Genomic DNA, 17,085 nt, shown 5'->3' with positions numbered 1-17,085 from the left:
TAATATTGAGTTATATGGATTTGAGGGAGTTATTTAAATGAGTGTGAATAGTGAAATATGTGATAAATTACATAAAATATTGTTCTATGAATTTGGGGTTTCTGAAGAGGATGTAAGCGTAGAATCCATATTAATCGGTGGTATTCTTGATGATGGATATGAAGTGTTTGAGCTCGTTTTAAGCGTCGAGAAAGAGTATGAGATTGGGATTGCCGATAGTCTGATAACCGAAAAGACAACTTTTGGCGATCTGGTGAAGATCGTAGAGAACGAGCTCTGACGATCGACCGGGCAGCGGGGTTTGCATTTCCCGGATATATCAACCGGCGGACACGCACCAATGCAGAGTGGTGCCATTCTGCTCATGCGCGCATTCTCCCGCCCCCGGGATCAAAAGGTGGCTCGACATTGACGCGTGCCGGGCGGCGGCGGCCGAGAATCTCGATCTCGAAAAGACCGGCGCTCTCGTCTTGTGAAAGGTCCGCAGGCACATAGCCCTGCGCCATGGATTTCTCGACCGAATGCGCGTAGCCGCCGGAGGTCACCCAGCCGACGACGCGCCATTCGCCATCGACAATACCGCCGCCGGCGGTGGCGATTTCGGCACCCTTCGCATCGAAGCGGGGCGCACCATAGCCATGGGACGGCTCGACGGTGCCGAAATCCTGATCGCCGACCTTCGCCCAGATGGGTTCGTCGCCCATCACATCGGCGTCTTCGGCATCGACGATGAAGGAAACACGGCGCAGGCGCGGCCCCTCCCGTTCTTCACGCTTGGCTGCTTCGCGGCCGATAAAATCGCCCTTGTCCAGTTTGACGAAACGCTCCATCGCCCCTTCGAAGGCGCCGTAGATCGGGCGCAGCTCGCGGAACCAGGTCGGAAAATTCTTTTCAAGCCGCATCGAGAGCAGGGCGCGCATGCCGAAATCGACAATGCCGAATTCGGCGCCCGCCTCCTTCAGCGCCGTATAGACGAGGCGCTGATAGGCCGGCGGCATCCAGATTTCGTAGCCGAGATCGCCCGTATAGGTGAGGCGATTGACCATGCAGGGCGCGCCGGCGACGGCCATCTCGCGGAAATCCATGAAGCGGAAGGCATTTTTCGAAATGTCGACGTCGACACATTTTTCGAGCACGGCGCGGGATTTCGGGCCGGCGAGCGACAGGCCGACAAGGGTCTGGTCGAAGCGGTGGATATCGACGGTTCCGTCGCGCGGCATGTGCTTTTCGAACCAGCGCATATGGTAGATCTGCGCGGCTGACGAGCCCCAGACCATGAAACGGTCGGCGCCGTCCTTCGGACCGCGACTGGCAATGGTGAAATCGCCGATGAGCTTGCCGAATTCGTTGAGCATCGGAGTGAGGACGATGCGGCCGGGCTTCGGCAGGCGGTTGGTCATCAGGTGGTCGAGGAAGGCTCGCGCGCCGGTGCCGGAAATCTCATACTTTGCAAAATTGGCGATCTCGGTGATGCCCACGCCCTCACGCACGGCGCGCACCTCTTGCCCGACCGGCGCAAAATCATTGGACCGGTGGAAAGAGACGATGTCTTTTGGCTCGGTGCCTTCCGGCGCAAACCAGAGGGGCGTTTCAAGCCCCCAGGAATCGCCCATCACCGCATTGTTGTCGCGCACCATGATGTCGTAGAGCGGCGTTGTCTGCGCCGGGCGGGCGGCTGGCAGCTCCTCGTTCGGGAAGCGGATGGAGAAGCGGCGCGAATAGTTTTCCCGCACCTTGGCGTTTGTATAGCGCAGGCTTGCCCATTCGCCGAAGCGCGCCACATCCATGCCCCACACATCGAAGCCGGGATCGCCTTCCACCATCCAGTTTGCGAGTGCGAGCCCGACCCCGCCGCCCTGGCTGAAACCGGCCATGACCGCGCAGGCGACCCAGTAATTGGTCAGCCCCTGAACCGGGCCGACAAGCGGATTGCCGTCGGGCGCGAAGGTGAAGGGGCCGTTGATCACCTGCTTGATGCCGGCATTTTCCAGTGCCGGGAAATGGCGAAACCCGACTTCGAGCGAGGGAGCGATGCGATCGATGTCCGGCTCCAGAAGCTCATGGCCGAAATCCCACGGGGTTTCGCGCGGCGACCACGGCTTCGCCGCCTTCTCATAGGTGCCGAGCAGAATGCCGTTGCGCTCCTGACGCGTGTAGATCTCGCCCTTGAAGTCGATGACGCCGATCATCTCGCGGCCGGTCTCGCGGTTGAAGGCCTCCACTTCCGGCATGGGCTCGGTGAGGAGATACATGTGCTCCATGGCCAGAAGCGGGAGTTCCAGGCCCGCCATGCGGCCCACTTCGCGCGCCCAAAGGCCCCCGCAATTGACCACGTGCTCGGCCTCGACCGTGCCTCGCTCGGTGACGACTTTCCACGTTCCATCAATGGCTTGCGTGAGTTCCGTGACTCGGTTTCTGAGCACGATCTCCGCCCCCAGTTTCCGGGCAGCCTTGGCATAGGCGTGGGTGGTGCCGGACGGGTCGAGGTGGCCCTCGACCGGATCCCACATGGCGCCGACGAAATGGCGCTCATCCATGAGGGGAAACATGGATTTGGCTTCAGACGGTGTGATGAGCTCGGTCTCCATGCCGAGATAGCGGCCCTTGGCATGGGCAAGGCGGAGGAAATCCATGCGCTCGGGGCTGTCGGCCAGCATGACGCCACCTGTCAGATGAAGCCCGCAGGGCTGGCCGGACAGTTCCTCGATTTCCCGGTAGAGCTGGACCGTATAGGCCTGGAGCTTCGCAACGTTGGGATCGCCATTGAGTGTGTGAAAGCCGCCCGCCGCATGCCAGGAAGACCCGGAGGTGAGCTCGGAGCGTTCAATGAGCATGACGTCGCTCCAGCCGGCGCGGGCAAGGTGATAGAGCACCGAGCACCCGACCACGCCGCCGCCGATGACAACTGCTTTTGCATGAGATTTCATGAGGTTGTACCTGCTACTGGAATCGAAACTAGAAATCTGTCGGAGCGCCGCCTTCGCGGATGCGGCGCTCGACAAACGCGTCGAGTTCGTCCCGGATCGCCTCCTCCATGGGGGGCGGCTCGTACATGGCAAGCCGCTCCTTCCAGAGGCGATTGGCATGGTCGATTGCGGTCGGAGAGCCGGCCTGCGCCCAGGTCTCGTAATTGCGCCAGTCGGAAATGATGGGGGAATAGAAAGCAGTCTTGTAGCGCGCCTGCGTGTGCGGGGAGCCGAAGAAATGCCCGCCGGGGCCAACCTGACGGATGGCCTCGACCCCGAGCGCATCCTCCGAGAGATCGAGCGGTTGAAGAAACTCGGCCACCATCTGCAGAAGATCGATGTCGAGCATCATCTTTTCGTAAGAGCAGCACAGCCCGCCTTCGAGCCAGCCCGCAGCATGCTTGACCATGTTTGCGCCGCCCTGAACGACACCCCAGAGCGAGAAGGTGCTTTCATAGGCAGCCTGCGCATCGACCGTGTTGGCGGCGCAGACATTGGAGCTGCGATAGGGAATGCCATAGCGCCGGGCAAGCTGCCCGCCCAAAAGCTGCGCCTTCATGTATTCCGGCGTGCCGAAGGCCGGAGCCCCTGAGCGCATGTCGACATTCGACGTGAAACCGCCATAGCCGACGGGCGCGCCTTTCCTGACCATCTGCGCGAAAGCGATTGCGGCCAGCGCCTCGGCATTCTGTTCCACCACCGCGCCGGCGATGGTGACGGGCGCCATGGCGCCGGCCAACGTGAACGGCGTGACGATGACCGCCTGTCCGTGACGGCTCATATGGATGATGCCCTCCATCATCGGAATGTCGAGTTTCAGAGGGGAGTTCGTGTTGATGATGGTGAAGCAGGAAACTTCGCTGGCAAACTGCTCGGCGCTGACACCGCGTGCGATCCGTGCAATCTCGAGACCGTCAAGATTGCGTTCCCGCCCCAGCGAATAGATGTGGAAGGCCTTGTCGGTGAGCGTGGCGATGTCACGCAGACATTCCAGGTGCCGGATGGACGGATGGATGTCGATCGGTTCGACCGGGTAGCCGCCCTGGCACTGGATGATGTTGTGCATCTGCGACAGCTTGATGAAGTTTCGAAAGTCCTCCTGATTGCCCGGCCGGCGGCCGCGGTCGAGGTCGGAGCAGTTCGGCGCCGACGCCATCTGCGCGAGAATAAGGCTGTTCCCGCCCATATGCAGATTGTGCGCCGGATTGCGCGCATGAACCTCGAATTCCGAAGGGCAATGGGCAACGTATTCGAGGATCAGCGCAGGATCGAAATGGACGCGCTGGGTATCGGCCCGCACATCGGCACCATGCGCTTTCATGATGGCGCGCGCTTCATCGTGAAGCACTTCGACGCCGATCTCGCTCAGCACCCGGAGCGATGCCAGATGAATGGCTTCGAGCTCGTCCTCCGAGACAATGCGGGTGGGCGTGAACGGATTGACGAGGCGGCGAAAGGGAGGCTGCTCGAAGCTGCCTGTATTGCCGCGCTTGGCGGCGCGCCCGCCGCGTCGTGGACGGGTTGGGCCGGAATCAGCGGTTGCGAGGTCCTGCGTCATGGGCATCCTTCGTGACTGCTGCGATGGGATCATATGATGGGGCCAAGCCAGCCGGCGAAAGGTCGGGCTGGCGACCCGTAGAGCGAGAGATGCGACATTTTCGGGAACCGGCGCCTGTCGTACCGGCTTGAACGGCCTGCGGCAGTGTGGCTACCGTGCGTCCATCCGGACGCACAAAGGACGATCTAGACTATTGCTGGAGCATCGGAATAGCCCGAAAACCGGATTCCACTTTTCGGTCCGATGCTCTAGATTTGGTGCATGAACCCATGTCCCGGTCCACAGGAGAACGATTTGCCCGCGCCCAAACCGTCACCGCGCACACGGCATACGGAACTCCTGCGGCTATGCGCACGCATCGGATATTCGCCTCCCGGCGTCGTTTGAAACGGCCTCCGATCTTATCGGAACAGTTCAAACGAAGAGAGCAAGCCTATGACATACAGGAATTTTTCCCTGAATCAGCTTCAGGAAATGGACGCTGCGCACCATCTGCATCCGTTCACGGACCACGAGGATCTACGGGCGGCGGGGTCACGCATCATCAGCCGCGCCAACGGGCCTTTCGTCTACGATACGGAGGGCAGGGAGATACTCGACGGGATGGCCGGGCTGTGGTGCGTGAACGTCGGCTATGGCCGCGACGAACTCGCCGAAGTGGCCCATGAGCAGATGAAGGAATTGCCCTATTACAATTCCTTCTTTCGCTGTTCCACGCCGACCCCGGTGCTTCTTTCGCAGAGACTGGCGGAGATCGCGCCCGCAAACATCAACCAGGTTTTCTACGGGTCATCCGGATCGGAAGCCAACGACACCGCGCTTCGGCTGGTGCGGCACTACTGGGCGCTCGAAGGAAAGCCGGAAAAGAACCGCATCATCTCGCGCAACTGGGCCTATCACGGCTCGACCGTTGCGGCGACCTCGCTGGGCGGCATGGGGGCGATGCATGGACAGCTCTATGGCGCCGTGCCGAACATTGACCACGTAATGCCGCCCTACGCATTCGAACTCCGGGAGGCGGGGGAGAGCGACCATGATTTCGGTCTGCGCGCTGCGAAGGCGGTCGAAGATGCCATTCTCGAGGCCGGGCCGGAGAACGTCGCAGCCTTCATCGGCGAGCCGGTGATGGGGGCAGGCGGCGTCAAGATCCCGCCGGAAAGCTATTGGCCGGAGATAGACCGGATCTGCAAAAAATACGATGTGCTCCTGATGCTGGACGAGGTGATCACCGGCTATGGTCGCACCGGCGCGTGGTTTGCCGCCGAGCGGCTTGGACTGCAGCCCGACACGATCACCACGGCCAAGGCGCTGACGTCGGGCTATCAGCCGCTTTCAGCGCTTCTTGTCGGTGATCGTATCGCTGAAACGCTGGTCAAGAAGGGCGGCGAGTTCTTCCACGGCTACACCTATTCAGGCCATCCGGTGGCGTGCGCGGTGGCGCTGAAAAACCTGGAGATCATCGAGCGGGAAGGCCTGGTGGAGCGGGTGCGCACCGATACGGGCCCCTATCTGGCCGAGACGCTTCAGGCGCGGCTTGGCGGACACGGCATTGTCGGCGAGGTCCGGTCCTTCGGGCTGATGGCAGCAATCGAGATTGTTGCGGACAAGGAAACGCGCAAGCGCTTTCCAGGTGAGGGGGCGGCGGCATCATGCGTGCGCGACCACGCAATCGACGGCGGCATGATGATGCGGGCCGTGGGTGACACGATGATTCTGTCGCCGCCGCTGATCTGGACCCGCGAGACCATCGACATGGCGTGCGACCGGATCGAGACGGCGTTGAACAGGGCCGAAGCCGAACTGCGCAAGGGAGGATGATCCCGTAGGGTTCTGACACCAGAGCGGTTCACCGTTTCAGGGAAACGCTACTCCGCTCTATCTGTCTGTTTCTCCGCATTTATGCGGACATCAGGTGAGTCCACCTGGCTGCAAAATGCACTAATGCATGGCGCTTTCAAATGAATTCATTTGAAAGACAACGAACATGCATTAATTCAAAGTGTTACAGCGTCCTTTGCGCGTCTTATAAGACGCGCGGCGCTGTAAAGAAAAACCGCGTTTCTTCGGGCGGGAAGAGACGCGGTTTTACATTACTCGAATACTGCTCTTCGCACTTACGCAACGCTGCGAAGAGTTCCCGTACCGGTACGCGAGACCTGATCCGGCGTCGGGGAGGCTTCAAAGCCGCCTCGACGTCATTTCTAGCCGCTCATGGTTACCGGGAAGTTAGCGGGACATATAAAATCACGTTTTTTTGCCGGCGTTCTATTTTTTCAGCCTTGCCTGCCGCGGAGAAAGTTGATGATGCCGGAAAAATCGGTGCCTTCGTGGCCCATGGCGTTGAAGAGCGTGTAGAGCTGCGCTGCTTCGGCGCCGAGCGGCGTGGCGGCACCTGCGCTCTGGGCGGCTTCCTGCGCGAGCTTCAGATCCTTAAGCATGAGACCGGCCGCAAAGCCGGGCTTGTAGTCGCGGTTGGCGGGCGAGGCCGGCACGGGGCCGGGCACGGGACAATAGCTTGTCAGCGACCAGCACTGACCCGAGGATGTAGAGGCGACGTCGAACAGCGCCTGATGGGAAAGCCCGAGCTTTTCGGCCAGAACGAAGGCCTCGCCAACGGCGATCATCGAAATGCCGAGGATCATGTTGTTGCAGATTTTCGCCGCCTGACCGGCGCCACCGTCGCCGCAGTGGACGACGCGCCCCGCCATCGGTTCCAGAATGGGGCTGGCTTTCGCAAAGGCGTCAGATGTTCCGCCTGCCATGAAGGTCAGCGTGCCGGCTTCCGCACCGCCCACCCCGCCCGAAACCGGTGCGTCGATGGAGAGAAGCCCGTGTTCTGCAGCAATATCATGCGCCTTGCGGGCCGACTCCACGTCGATGGTGGAAGAATCGATGAAGAGCGCGCCCTTGTGGGCCTTCGCAGCAATGTCGGCATAGACGGAAAGAACATGCTTTCCGGCCGGCAGCATGGTGATCACGACCTCCGCATCCTTCACCGCCGCTGCCGCGCTCGCCATGACCGTGACGCCATTTTGGGTAGCGGTCTCGAGATTTTCCGTAATCAGGTCGAAACCGAGAACCGTGTGACCGGCCTTGACGAGATTGGCTGCCATGGGATTGCCCATATTGCCGAGACCGATGAATGCAATGCTTGCCATATGTTTCCTCCGGGGGCGTGGCGGGGCGGCTTCGGCGAACCGGTCAGCCGCGGCCGACCAGGTGCCGTGCAATGATGAGTCGCATGATTTCGTTGGTGCCTTCGAGAATCTGGTGAACGCGCAGGTCCCGCACCAGTTTCTCGACGCCGTATTCATGCAGATAGCCATAACCGCCGTGAAGCTGCAGCGCGTCATTGGCGATGTCGAAGCAGGTGTCTGTGACGAAACGCTTGGCCATGGCCGACCATTTGGAGGCGTCGGGCGTCTTTGCATCCAGCTTGGAGGCAGCCGTGTAGAGCATCATGCGTGACGCCTGCAGGTTCGTCTCCATGTCGGCCAGTTTGAACTGGAGCGCCTGAAAACGGTTGATCGCCTGGCCGAAGGCCTCGCGTTCGGCCGTATAGGCGAGGGCCTTGTCGAGCGCCGATTGCGCGCCACCCAGCGAACAGGCGGCGATGTTGAGCCTTCCGCCGTCGAGGCCGGCCATGGCAATGCCGAAGCCTGCGCCCTCGCTGGACAGAAGGTTTTCGGCAGGCACTTTGCAGTCCTCGAAGATCACCTGCCGCGTCGGCTGCATGTGCCAGCCCATCTTGAATTCGGCGGGGCCGAAGGAGAGGCCGGGCGCATCTTTCGGGACGACGACCGTGGAAACGCCTCTGGGGCCGTCCTCCCCGGTGCGCACCATGGCGACATAGATGTCGTTTTCGCCTGCACCGGAGATGAACTGCTTGGTGCCGTTCAGCACGTAGTCGCCACCGGATTTGACAGCCTTTGTCTTCAGCGCCGCGGCATCGGATCCGGAGCCGGGCTCTGTCAGGCAATAGCTTGCAAGCCACTCCATCGAGGTGAGTTTCGGCAGAAGGCGCTGGCGCTGCTCTTCATTGCCGAATGTGTCGATCATCCAGCCGGCCATGTTGTGGATGGATATGAATGAGGAGAAACCGGGGCAGGCGGCGGCAAGGGCTTCGAAGATCAGCACCGCGTCGAGCCGGCCGAGCGCCGAACCGCCGACATCGTCCCGCACATAGATGCCGCCGAAGCCGAGCGGGCCGGTTTCGCGCACCACATCGGCCGGGAAATGCTTGTCGCGGTCCCAGTCGAGCGCGTGCGGCGCGACGCGGTCGGCGGCAAAGCTCTGGGTCATCTCCTGAATGGCGCGCTGGTCTGCATTGAGCTCGAACTGCTCCGCAGCTTGCGAAACGCTGGCGTCCATAACGTCCTCCCGAAATGGAATTCCTTCCCTGATGGATCAGTTTAGTGCATTGAGGGAACCGCGCAATGCGAGGTGTGGCACAGGCGCTGTGCATCAAACGCGGTGAAGACGAAGACGGGGATGACCATGGCGCGCGCCATCATGCTGCAGGGCACGGGCTCGGATGTGGGAAAATCGGTGCTTGTGGCAGGGCTGTGCCGAATGGCGAAGCGGCGGGGGCTCAGCGTTCGCCCGTTCAAGCCGCAAAACATGTCCAACAATGCTGCCATCGCGGCCATACCGGGATCGTCCGAAATGGGGGAGATCGGGCGGGCGCAGTGGCTGCAGGCGCTGGCCTGCGGGGTCGCGCCGACAGTCGACATGAACCCGGTTCTGATCAAGCCGGAGAGCGACATGGGCGCGCAGCTCGTGGTGCAGGGGCGCGCGCGCGGCTCCGCGCGGGCGCGCGACTATCAGCGCAGCAAGGGCGCGCTGATGGCGCCGGTGATGGAATCCTTCGAACGGCTGCGCAAGGAGGCGGACCTGGTGATCGTCGAGGGGGCGGGATCGCCGGCCGAGATCAATCTGCGCGCGCGCGACATCGCCAATATGGGCTTTGCCACCGAAGCCGACGTGCCGGTGGTGCTGGTGGGCGATATCGACCGGGGCGGCGTGATCGCGGCGCTGGCGGGCACGCATCTGATCCTCGATGAAGCGGACCGGCGTATGATCGTCGGCTATATCGTGAACAAGTTTCGCGGCGACCTCTCGCTGTTCGACGACGGGATTGCCGCCATTCACGGTTTCACCGGCTGGCCCTCTTTCGGTGTGGTGCCGTGGCTTTCCGAAGCGCACCGACTTCCGCCGGAGGATTCGGTCACGCTGGCGCGCCGCACGAGTGCGCTGCCGGCAAAGCTCAGGGTCGCCGTTCCGATGCTTTCGCGCATCGCCAATTTCGACGATCTCGACCCGCTCTCGGCCGAACCCGAGGTGGAGGTGGTGTTTGTGCCGCCGGGCGAGCGCCTGCCGCGCGATGCGGGCCTGATCGTGCTGCCGGGTTCGAAATCGACCATCGGCGATCTCGCCTTCCTGCGCCGGCAGGGCTGGGACGAAGACCTGAAAGCGCACCGGGAGCGCGGCGGGTATATCGTCGGCCTGTGCGGCGGCTATCAGATGCTGGGCCGCACTGTGGAGGACCCGGAAGGGTTCGAGGGCGCGGCAGGCCGTGTCGAGGGGCTTGGCCTGCTGGATGTCGAGACGGTCATGCAGCAGCAGAAAGCGCTGCGTGAGGTGGAGGCCGTCTCGGCCAGATATCGCGTGCCGGTCACAGGATACGAAATCCACATCGGCCGGACGGAAGGGAAGGACTGCGCCCGGCCCGTTGCCATGATCGACGACCGGGCAGAGGGGGCGACGTCCAGGGATGGCAGGGTGTCGGGCACCTATCTGCACGGTCTGTTCGGTTCCGATGCTTTTCGGGCGCGGTTTCTCAACGAGTTTGGCATCGAGACGGGCGGGGGCAGCTATCGCGCCCAGGTCGAGAGCGCGCTCGACGACATCGCCCTAAAACTCGAACGGCATCTCGACTGCGATGCCCTGCTGGCCGCAGCGCGCTGACCCTATTCGGCGGCAGGGTTTTCATGCGCCTTTGGCCAGTAGGTGCCAAAGCACCAGACATTGCCTTCGGGATCGGCGCAGATGAAATCGCGGCTGCCGTAGTCCGTGTCGCTCAGGCCCTGCAGGATTTTCGCGCCGGCGCCCCGCGCCCGGGCGAAAAGGAGATCTGCATCGTCAATCGCCACATAGGTGGATTTGCCTCCTGTCGCGCCCGGAGCGCCCACCAGATCGCCATAGGCATCGTCGGCCGTTTCGCCGATCATGATCATGGACGACCCAAGGGCAAGCTCGGCATGGACGATGCGGCCGTCTCGCTCGTGGCTGGCGTGGATACGGAAACCGAACGCCTCGACAAGCCAGTCAGCCATGCGGGCGGCATCGCGGTAGCGGAAGGTGGGATAGATGCGCGGGGCCTCAAGCGAAATGATCTGGTTCATCACTCTCTCCGTTTCTCACGCGGCCACATTGTCACCGGCACGCGGAAACGTCTTGAAGAAATGTTACCGCTGATCAGCTGACGCGGCGTTTCCAGCGGGACGGGGTCTCACCGGAAAACTCCATAAAATCGCGGCTCATATGTGCTTGATCGGAAAACCCGCATTCAAACGCAATATCGGCCAGAGCCCGTCCGCTGCTCATGGCAAGCTGCCGCACGCGGTGAAAACGCACCATGCGCGCATAGGTCTTGGGCGCGATCCCCACGTTTCGATGGAACATTTCGACGAGGTGCTTGCGGCTGCAATCGAGTTCGGCAGCGAGACCGGCCATGGATGCTGATCCGTGAGAGGTCGCGATGCGGTGCAGGGCGATGGCGGTTTGCCGATCCGGCGCGGGGCATTCAAGCAGGCGCCGATAGACAATGCTCTCGACGATGCCGAGGCGGCGGTTCCAGTCGGGCTCTGCCCCCAGACGCTCGCGCAGACGCGAGGCAAGCGGCCCCAGAATGTCGTCGAGCGCGATCATACGCGCGGCGAGCTCATGCATCGGCACACCGAAGAAGCGGCGCGCGCCGGTCGGCGTGAAATCGACCTGGATACAGGCGCTGGTGCCGAAGGAGTCGATGACTGCCGGTCCGGCATAGAGGCCTGAAGTGAAACAGGTGAATCGTTCATTCTGCTCAGGTGCGCGACCAAGAGCGATGGTGAAGAAAGACGAAAAACTGATGATGAGCGGCACGGCCAGTGGAGCAGCCTGTATCTGACGAAAATGACCGCTCGTCCGCTCGGCATAGCCGGTGAAGCCGAGGACCGCGTCGCAAAATGCCGGCTGTGGAGGGCGCCTGATGAGGAAAAAGCAATCAGGATTCGGCGGAAGAAGGCCTGCCGCCGTTTCCAGTCCTGGAAGTCCTGAAACATCGTACATGCAGGCACGATAGTGCCGCGCGTCCTTTCTGGAAAGGACTTCAGACGCCTTTCAGCATCGTTCCTCCTGCGAGCAGGATGTAGGCCAGTGTCATGATCCAGAAAGAGGGGATCGGCACGAAGGACAGCAGGTTCAGAGCCGCGAGAAGCGCGATGACGGCGATAACGAGGCTGAGAAGGAAAACAAGCTTGGAGGGTGCGTTGAGTGTCATGGGTATCCCCGATCAAGAGTTAGCGGGGAAAAGATAAAGCCAGCTACAACTTATAGGCCAATATATCTCAGGAGCGGGTTGTCACCGTCCATCAGGAGGCGCACTGCCAGCGCAAGACAGACCAGAACCAGCAGTGGCTTGATGATGCGTGCGCCCTTCTTCATGGCAAAGGCCGCGCCGATGCGTGCCCCGGCGATCTGGGCCAGGCCCATGACCAGCCCTACTTTCCATGCAATCGCGCCGACCGCAGCGAAGGCTGCAAAGCCGCCGACATTCGATGCGAAATTGAGGAACTTGGTGTGAGCCGTCGCCTTGAGCATGCCCTGACCGGCGAGGCCGACGAAAGCGAGCATGAAGAACGATCCCGTTCCAGGACCGAAGGCGCCGTCATAAAACCCCAGCAGGGGCGCGATGGTCAGGCCAAACAGAAACGGGGTGATGCGCTGTGCGCGGTCAATGTCGTTCAAATTCGGTTTAAACGCGAAATAGAGCGCGACCGCTATCAGCAGGAAAGGGAGCATGCCGCGCAGCAGATCGGCCGGCAGAACCGTGGCCACAAGCGCACCGGCGATGGACGCCAGGAAAGAGAAAACTGCCGGAAAAATCTGGCTCGAAACGCGGACATGCCCGGCTTTTGCATAGGCGTATGCAGCGGCTCCGCTGCCGAACATGCCCTGCAGCTTGTTGGTGCCGAGCGCCAGCACCGGCGGGAAGCCCGCGAGCAACAGTGCCGGGATGGTGACGAGACCCCCACCGCCGGCAATCGCGTCCATGAAACCGGCAAAAAATGCGGCCAGCGTCAACAGCAGGAGAATTTCGAGACTTGCTTCAAACATGTTCAGGGGGTAGCCAGCGGTAAGATGGCTTCTTGCAGCACAACTGGATACACACCGCAAGGTGGATTTGCGACTGTACAGGAAGCTTTGCGCTGTGGTGCAATGAATGACAGAACTGCCCTGGCGAAGCTGCTTGGTGAGCCTGTCTGGAAGTGTTGTAATTGATTACTGCCAGAGCGTCATCGTGACGGACGAAGAAACCGGGAGCAAGCCATGTTTGCATCGCCAGAGTCCGGTTCAGGAGCGGAGGGGCCTTCGATGTCAGCCGCTTTGAATGCCATGGCCGCCGACGTGCTCCTTCTGCTTCGTCTGGCATTGACCGATGAGGTGCCGGGAAACCGGGAAAAGGCTGTTCTTGGCCGTTTCGCTTCCGAAATGCTCAAGCTTTCCGAGGACGACACCGCGGATATTGTCGCCGCGCTCGAAGCGCTGGCAACGGAGGCTGAAGTGATGCAGGCGAGAGCGAGCCTGCGTCAGATGAGCCAGGAGCGGCGGCTGATCCTCGCCGAAACACTGTTTGAACTGGCTATGCGTGACGCGGAGCTTGCCTCCCGGACCGAGCGACTGACGGCACGGGTGTGCGACGTGCTGGGCCTAGGTGCGGACGAAGTGGCGCATCTGTCGGGCTGAAACGGAGCCTGCGGGCGTGAGAAGAGCCCGCCGGCTGCACTGCGACTGCAATGCGTGCACATATGATGTGAAGCAGGAACTCAAACAACTTGCCCGGCCAGCCGCGCACTTATGGCTCGCTCCAGATCGGGGGCGGCATTGACAAGCGCCTGGGCCGCTTCCGATTCCGGGTGTCTCAAAACATTTGCGGTAGGGCCGCTTTCGACGATGCGTCCCTCGTGCATGACCATGACTTCGTCGGTGATCGCGCGGGCAACCGTGAGATCATGCGTGATGAAGAGATAGGTCAAATCGAGGCGCTGGTTGAGATCGGCGAAGAGGTCGAGAACCTGTGCACGGATCGAGACGTCGAGGGCTGAGACCGGTTCGTCGGCGACGATGAGCTTCGGGCGGGTGATGATGGCGCGGGCGATGGAAATGCGCTGGCGCTGGCCGCCGGAAAACTCATGCGGGTATTTATGCATGTCACCGGCTTTCAGGCCGACGGATTCGAGCGCTTCGCCCACCCGTTCGCGGCGCTCGCTGGCCGAGGGTTTCTGATCAAGCAGATGCAGGGGTTCTGCCACCAGCCGCTCCACCTGATGGCGCGGGTTGAAGGAGCCATAGGGGTCCTGAAACACCACCTGCATGTTGCGGCGGGCGTGGCGCAGCTCATGCTCGCTCCTGCCGCCGAGCGCCTCGCCATCGAGCCGGATTTCGCCCGATGTCGGCGTGTCGAGCGCCAGGATCATGCGGGCCAGCGTGGATTTTCCGCATCCCGACCGCCCGACCAGCGCCACGGCATGACCGGGCATGAGCGAGAAACTGACATTGTCCACGGCGCGGAAGGGTTCGGGGCGGGAAAACAGCCCCCTGCGACGGCCGGGATAATCACGCGTTACGCTGGAAACGGTGAGGAGCGGCGTCTGACGCCTGTCGCTGTCTGCTTCCTGCGGCCGGGCTCTCGCCGGCACATGGGTGGAGGCTTCGGCGAGCTGACGCGTATAGGGATGTTTCTGCTGGCTCAGAACGTGCGCGGTAGGGCCGCTTTCCATGACAGCGCCATGGCGCATCACGGTGACGCGGTCGGCCATGTCTGCGACGACGGCGAGATCGTGCGAGATGAGCAGAAGCCCCATGCGGTTTTCTTCCACCAGATCGCGCAGTAGGTCGAGGATTTGCGCCTGAAGCACCACGTCGAGCGCGGTGGTCGGCTCGTCGGCGATCAGCAGCTTGGGTTTCAACGCGCAGGCAATGGCGATGACGACACGCTGGCGCTGGCCGCCGGAGAGCTCGTGGGGATATCGGGAGAGCGGAAATCTGGCCTCGGGCAGGCCGACGCGTTCAAGGATGGCGCGGGCGCGTGCCTCGGCATCCGGCCGGTTGGCGCCGGTGTGCCAGCGGATGCCTTCGGCCACCTGCTCGCCGATGGTCTTGACCGGATTGAGCGCGGTCATGGGCTCCTGAAAGACCATGCCGAGATCGTCGCCGCGCAGACGGCACATGGCCTCTTCTGGGGCTGACAGAATGTCGATCCCGTCGAAGACGACATGGCCCTTTGCCCGTGCAAGCTCAGGCAGAAGCTGCATGACGGTGAGGGCGGTCATCGATTTGCCGGATCCGGATTCGCCGACAAGGCCAAGAACCTCGCCGGGCTGGATTTCGAGGTCGATGTCCTTCAAAACCGGATAGTCGGCGATGGAGAGCGACAGATTTTCGATCTGGAGAAGGCTCATCGTTCGCGCCTCAGCCGCGGGTCGAGAAGGTCGCGCAGGCCGTCGCCCAGAAGGTTGAGCCCCAGCACCGTGATGACGATGGCAAGGCCCGGAAAAATGGCGAGATGCGGGGCGATCATCATGCGCGTCTGCGCCTCGAACAGCATGCGCCCCCAGGAAGGCATGGGAGGCTGCGCGCCGAGGCCGAGATAGGAGAGGCCGGCTTCGGCCAGAATGCCCAGCGCAAACTGGATCGTGCCCTGCACCAGAAGCAGCGCCACGATGTTGGGCAGGATGTGCTCGATGGTGATGAGCGTCTTGCTCTTGCCGGCGGCACGGGCAGCGAGGATGAACTCACGCGGCCAGATGGACAGCGCGCCGGCGCGCGCCACGCGGGCAAAGACCGGTACGTTGAAGATGCCGATGGCGATGATGGCGTTGATTGCGCCGGGTCCGAAAATGGCGGTGATCATGATCGCGGAGAGTAGGGCGGGGAAGGCGAAGACGAGATCGTTGAATCGCATGAGCACTTCATCGACCAGACCGCCGCGTGCCGCCGCCCATGTGCCAAGCGGCACGCCGAGCCCCATGCCGATACCGACGGCGACAATGGCAACCGCAATGGAATTGCGCGCGCCGATCATGGTCATGGAAAGAATGTCGCGACCGAGATGGTCGGTGCCGAGTGGATGGGCAAGCGACAGGCCCTTCATGCGGTCGGCCACGACAAGATGAGTGATGTCGTAGGGGGTCCACATGAAGGAAAGGAGCGCCATGGCGGCGATAATGGCGGTGATGACAAGACCGATCACGAAGGAACGGTTGGCAAGCGCCGTCTGCAGAAAGTGGCGTTCGGGCGGGGCTTGCGGTGTAGGCGCATCTAGGGTCATCGGCGGGTCCTCAGGCGCGGATCGACGATGGCATAGCCGATGTCGACCAAAATGTTGACGGCGATGACCGTGGCGACCAGCAGCATCACCACACCTTCCACGACGATGAGATCGCGCTGGGTGATGGCCTGGAAAATCAGGCGTCCGAGACCGGGCAGATAGAACACGTTTTCGATGATGATGGTGCCGGCAAGCAGAAAGGCGAATTGCAGGCCGAGTATGGTGAGGACCGGAATGAGCGCATTGCGCAGCGCGTGGTGCCACAGGACAATGCGGCGCGGCATGCCCTTGGCGCGTGCGGTGCGGATATAGTCTTCGCCAAGCACTTCAAGCATGGCCGACCGGGTGACGCGGGCGAGGATCGCCGCCTGCGGTAGCGCCAGTGCGATGGCGGGCAGAAGAAGGGCCTTGAAACCGGCCCACAGTCCTGCATCCCAGCCCGGAAAACCACCGGCAGGCACGAGGCGAAGCCATACGGCGAAAAGATAGATCAGGATGAGCGCGAACCAGAAATTGGGGATGGCGACACCGATCTGGGCCGCGCCCATGCTGATCGTGTCGGCAGGCTTTCCGCGCCTCGAGGCGGCGAAAATCCCGACGGGCAGGGCGATTGCCGTGGACAGGAAGAGCGAGATGAGCGCGAGCGGCAGCGAGACCATGACGCGCTCTCCGATCAATTCGAGCACCGGCGATGAATAGGTATAGGAATTGCCGAAATCGCCGGTCGCCATGCCCGAGACCCAGCCGAGATAGCGCATGAGCACCGGCTGATTGAGGCCCATTTCTTCGCGCAGGGCAGCCAGAGCCTCGGGTTCGGCGTTCATGCCGAGCATCACGAGGGCCGGGTCGCCCGGGACAATCTCAAGAACGAGAAACACGACAGCCGACGCCACGATGAGCGTGACGAGGCCGATGGCGATGCGTTTTAAGAGATAGGCGAGCATGGGCGACCCCGGAACCAGGCCGCGTGT

The 17,085-nt window shown here is 61.9% G+C and carries 15 protein-coding genes; 4 read left to right on the top strand and 11 right to left on the bottom strand.

All coding sequences use genetic code 11. The features are described from left to right. Positions 1-37: 37 nt before the first annotated feature. A complete protein-coding gene (locus KUG85_RS03895) occupies positions 38-280 on the top strand; it encodes an acyl carrier protein (protein WP_223004194.1) in 243 nt (80 codons plus the stop codon). Positions 281-362: 82 nt separating this feature from the next. Here the strand turns inward: KUG85_RS03895 and KUG85_RS03890 are convergent, their stop codons facing one another. Both KUG85_RS03890 and KUG85_RS03885 read right to left on the bottom strand, forming a co-directional pair. Beyond that, on the bottom strand, positions 363-2,927 hold the full coding sequence (locus KUG85_RS03890) for a GcvT family protein (protein ID WP_223004193.1): 2,565 nt from the start codon (positions 2,925-2,927) through the stop codon (positions 363-365). Positions 2,928-2,955: 28 nt separating this feature from the next. Next, positions 2,956-4,524, bottom strand: coding sequence for a trimethylamine methyltransferase family protein (locus KUG85_RS03885; protein WP_223004192.1), 1,569 nt, complete (start codon positions 4,522-4,524; stop codon positions 2,956-2,958). A 435-nt stretch (positions 4,525-4,959) separates the two neighbouring features. Here KUG85_RS03885 and KUG85_RS03880 point away from each other — a divergent pair, with 435 nt between their 5' ends. Next, positions 4,960-6,342, top strand: a complete 1,383-nt coding sequence (locus tag KUG85_RS03880) for an aspartate aminotransferase family protein (protein ID WP_223004191.1) — start codon at positions 4,960-4,962, stop codon at positions 6,340-6,342. Between the two features lie 455 nt (positions 6,343-6,797). Here the strand turns inward: KUG85_RS03880 and mmsB are convergent, their stop codons facing one another. Both mmsB and KUG85_RS03870 read right to left on the bottom strand, forming a co-directional pair. Then, positions 6,798-7,682 carry a 3-hydroxyisobutyrate dehydrogenase gene (mmsB, locus tag KUG85_RS03875; protein ID WP_223004190.1) on the bottom strand — a complete coding sequence of 295 codons (885 nt, stop codon included), beginning with the start codon at positions 7,680-7,682 and terminating at the stop codon, positions 6,798-6,800. A 43-nt stretch (positions 7,683-7,725) separates the two neighbouring features. Next, entirely contained in the window at positions 7,726-8,895 is a 1,170-nt protein-coding gene (locus KUG85_RS03870; RefSeq protein WP_223004189.1) for an isobutyryl-CoA dehydrogenase, read from the bottom strand. 126 nt (positions 8,896-9,021) lie between these two features. Here KUG85_RS03870 and KUG85_RS03865 point away from each other — a divergent pair, with 126 nt between their 5' ends. Then, on the top strand, positions 9,022-10,491 hold the full coding sequence (locus KUG85_RS03865) for a cobyric acid synthase (RefSeq protein WP_223004497.1): 1,470 nt from the start codon (positions 9,022-9,024) through the stop codon (positions 10,489-10,491). A gap of 2 nt (positions 10,492-10,493) precedes the next feature. Here KUG85_RS03865 and KUG85_RS03860 read toward each other — a convergent pair whose 3' ends face one another. The 4 genes from KUG85_RS03860 to KUG85_RS03845 all read right to left on the bottom strand — a co-directional run bounded on the left by KUG85_RS03860 (position 10,494) and on the right by KUG85_RS03845 (position 12,900). Then, positions 10,494-10,928, bottom strand: coding sequence for a VOC family protein (locus KUG85_RS03860; RefSeq protein ID WP_223004188.1), 435 nt, complete (start codon positions 10,926-10,928; stop codon positions 10,494-10,496). A gap of 73 nt (positions 10,929-11,001) precedes the next feature. Then, positions 11,002-11,853, bottom strand: a complete 852-nt coding sequence (locus KUG85_RS03855) for an AraC family transcriptional regulator (RefSeq protein ID WP_223004187.1) — start codon at positions 11,851-11,853, stop codon at positions 11,002-11,004. 40 nt (positions 11,854-11,893) lie between these two features. Continuing rightward, the gene (locus KUG85_RS03850; RefSeq protein WP_007009729.1) at positions 11,894-12,064 is read right to left on the bottom strand and encodes a hypothetical protein; all 171 of its coding nucleotides are present in this window, start codon (positions 12,062-12,064) and stop codon (positions 11,894-11,896) included. 50 nt (positions 12,065-12,114) lie between these two features. Continuing rightward, positions 12,115-12,900, bottom strand: coding sequence for a TSUP family transporter (locus KUG85_RS03845; RefSeq protein ID WP_065817590.1), 786 nt, complete (start codon positions 12,898-12,900; stop codon positions 12,115-12,117). 258 nt (positions 12,901-13,158) lie between these two features. On the opposite strand from KUG85_RS03845, the gene KUG85_RS03840 reads away from it, so the two are divergent. Then, positions 13,159-13,530: a TerB family tellurite resistance protein gene (locus KUG85_RS03840; RefSeq protein WP_065817589.1), complete on the top strand. Its 372-nt coding sequence runs from the start codon at positions 13,159-13,161 to the stop codon at positions 13,528-13,530. A gap of 80 nt (positions 13,531-13,610) precedes the next feature. Here KUG85_RS03840 and KUG85_RS03835 read toward each other — a convergent pair whose 3' ends face one another. From KUG85_RS03835 to KUG85_RS03825, 3 genes are read right to left on the bottom strand one after another with little or no spacing between them, the layout of a single operon-like run. After that, entirely contained in the window at positions 13,611-15,245 is a 1,635-nt protein-coding gene (locus KUG85_RS03835) for an ABC transporter ATP-binding protein (RefSeq protein WP_223004186.1), read from the bottom strand. After that, on the bottom strand, positions 15,242-16,114 hold the full coding sequence (locus KUG85_RS03830; RefSeq protein ID WP_223004185.1) for an ABC transporter permease: 873 nt from the start codon (positions 16,112-16,114) through the stop codon (positions 15,242-15,244). Before KUG85_RS03830 ends, KUG85_RS03835 begins: the two co-directional genes overlap by 4 nt. Then, positions 16,111-17,058, bottom strand: coding sequence for an ABC transporter permease (locus KUG85_RS03825; RefSeq protein WP_223004184.1), 948 nt, complete (start codon positions 17,056-17,058; stop codon positions 16,111-16,113). The genes KUG85_RS03830 and KUG85_RS03825 overlap by 4 nt, the downstream gene beginning before the upstream one ends. Between the last annotated feature and the right edge of the window lie 27 nt (positions 17,059-17,085).

The sequence above is a fragment of the Nitratireductor rhodophyticola genome (assembly GCF_019891355.1).
Classification (GTDB): domain Bacteria; phylum Pseudomonadota; class Alphaproteobacteria; order Rhizobiales; family Rhizobiaceae; genus Nitratireductor; species Nitratireductor rhodophyticola.
This window is presented reverse-complemented; position numbering and strand designations above follow the sequence as displayed.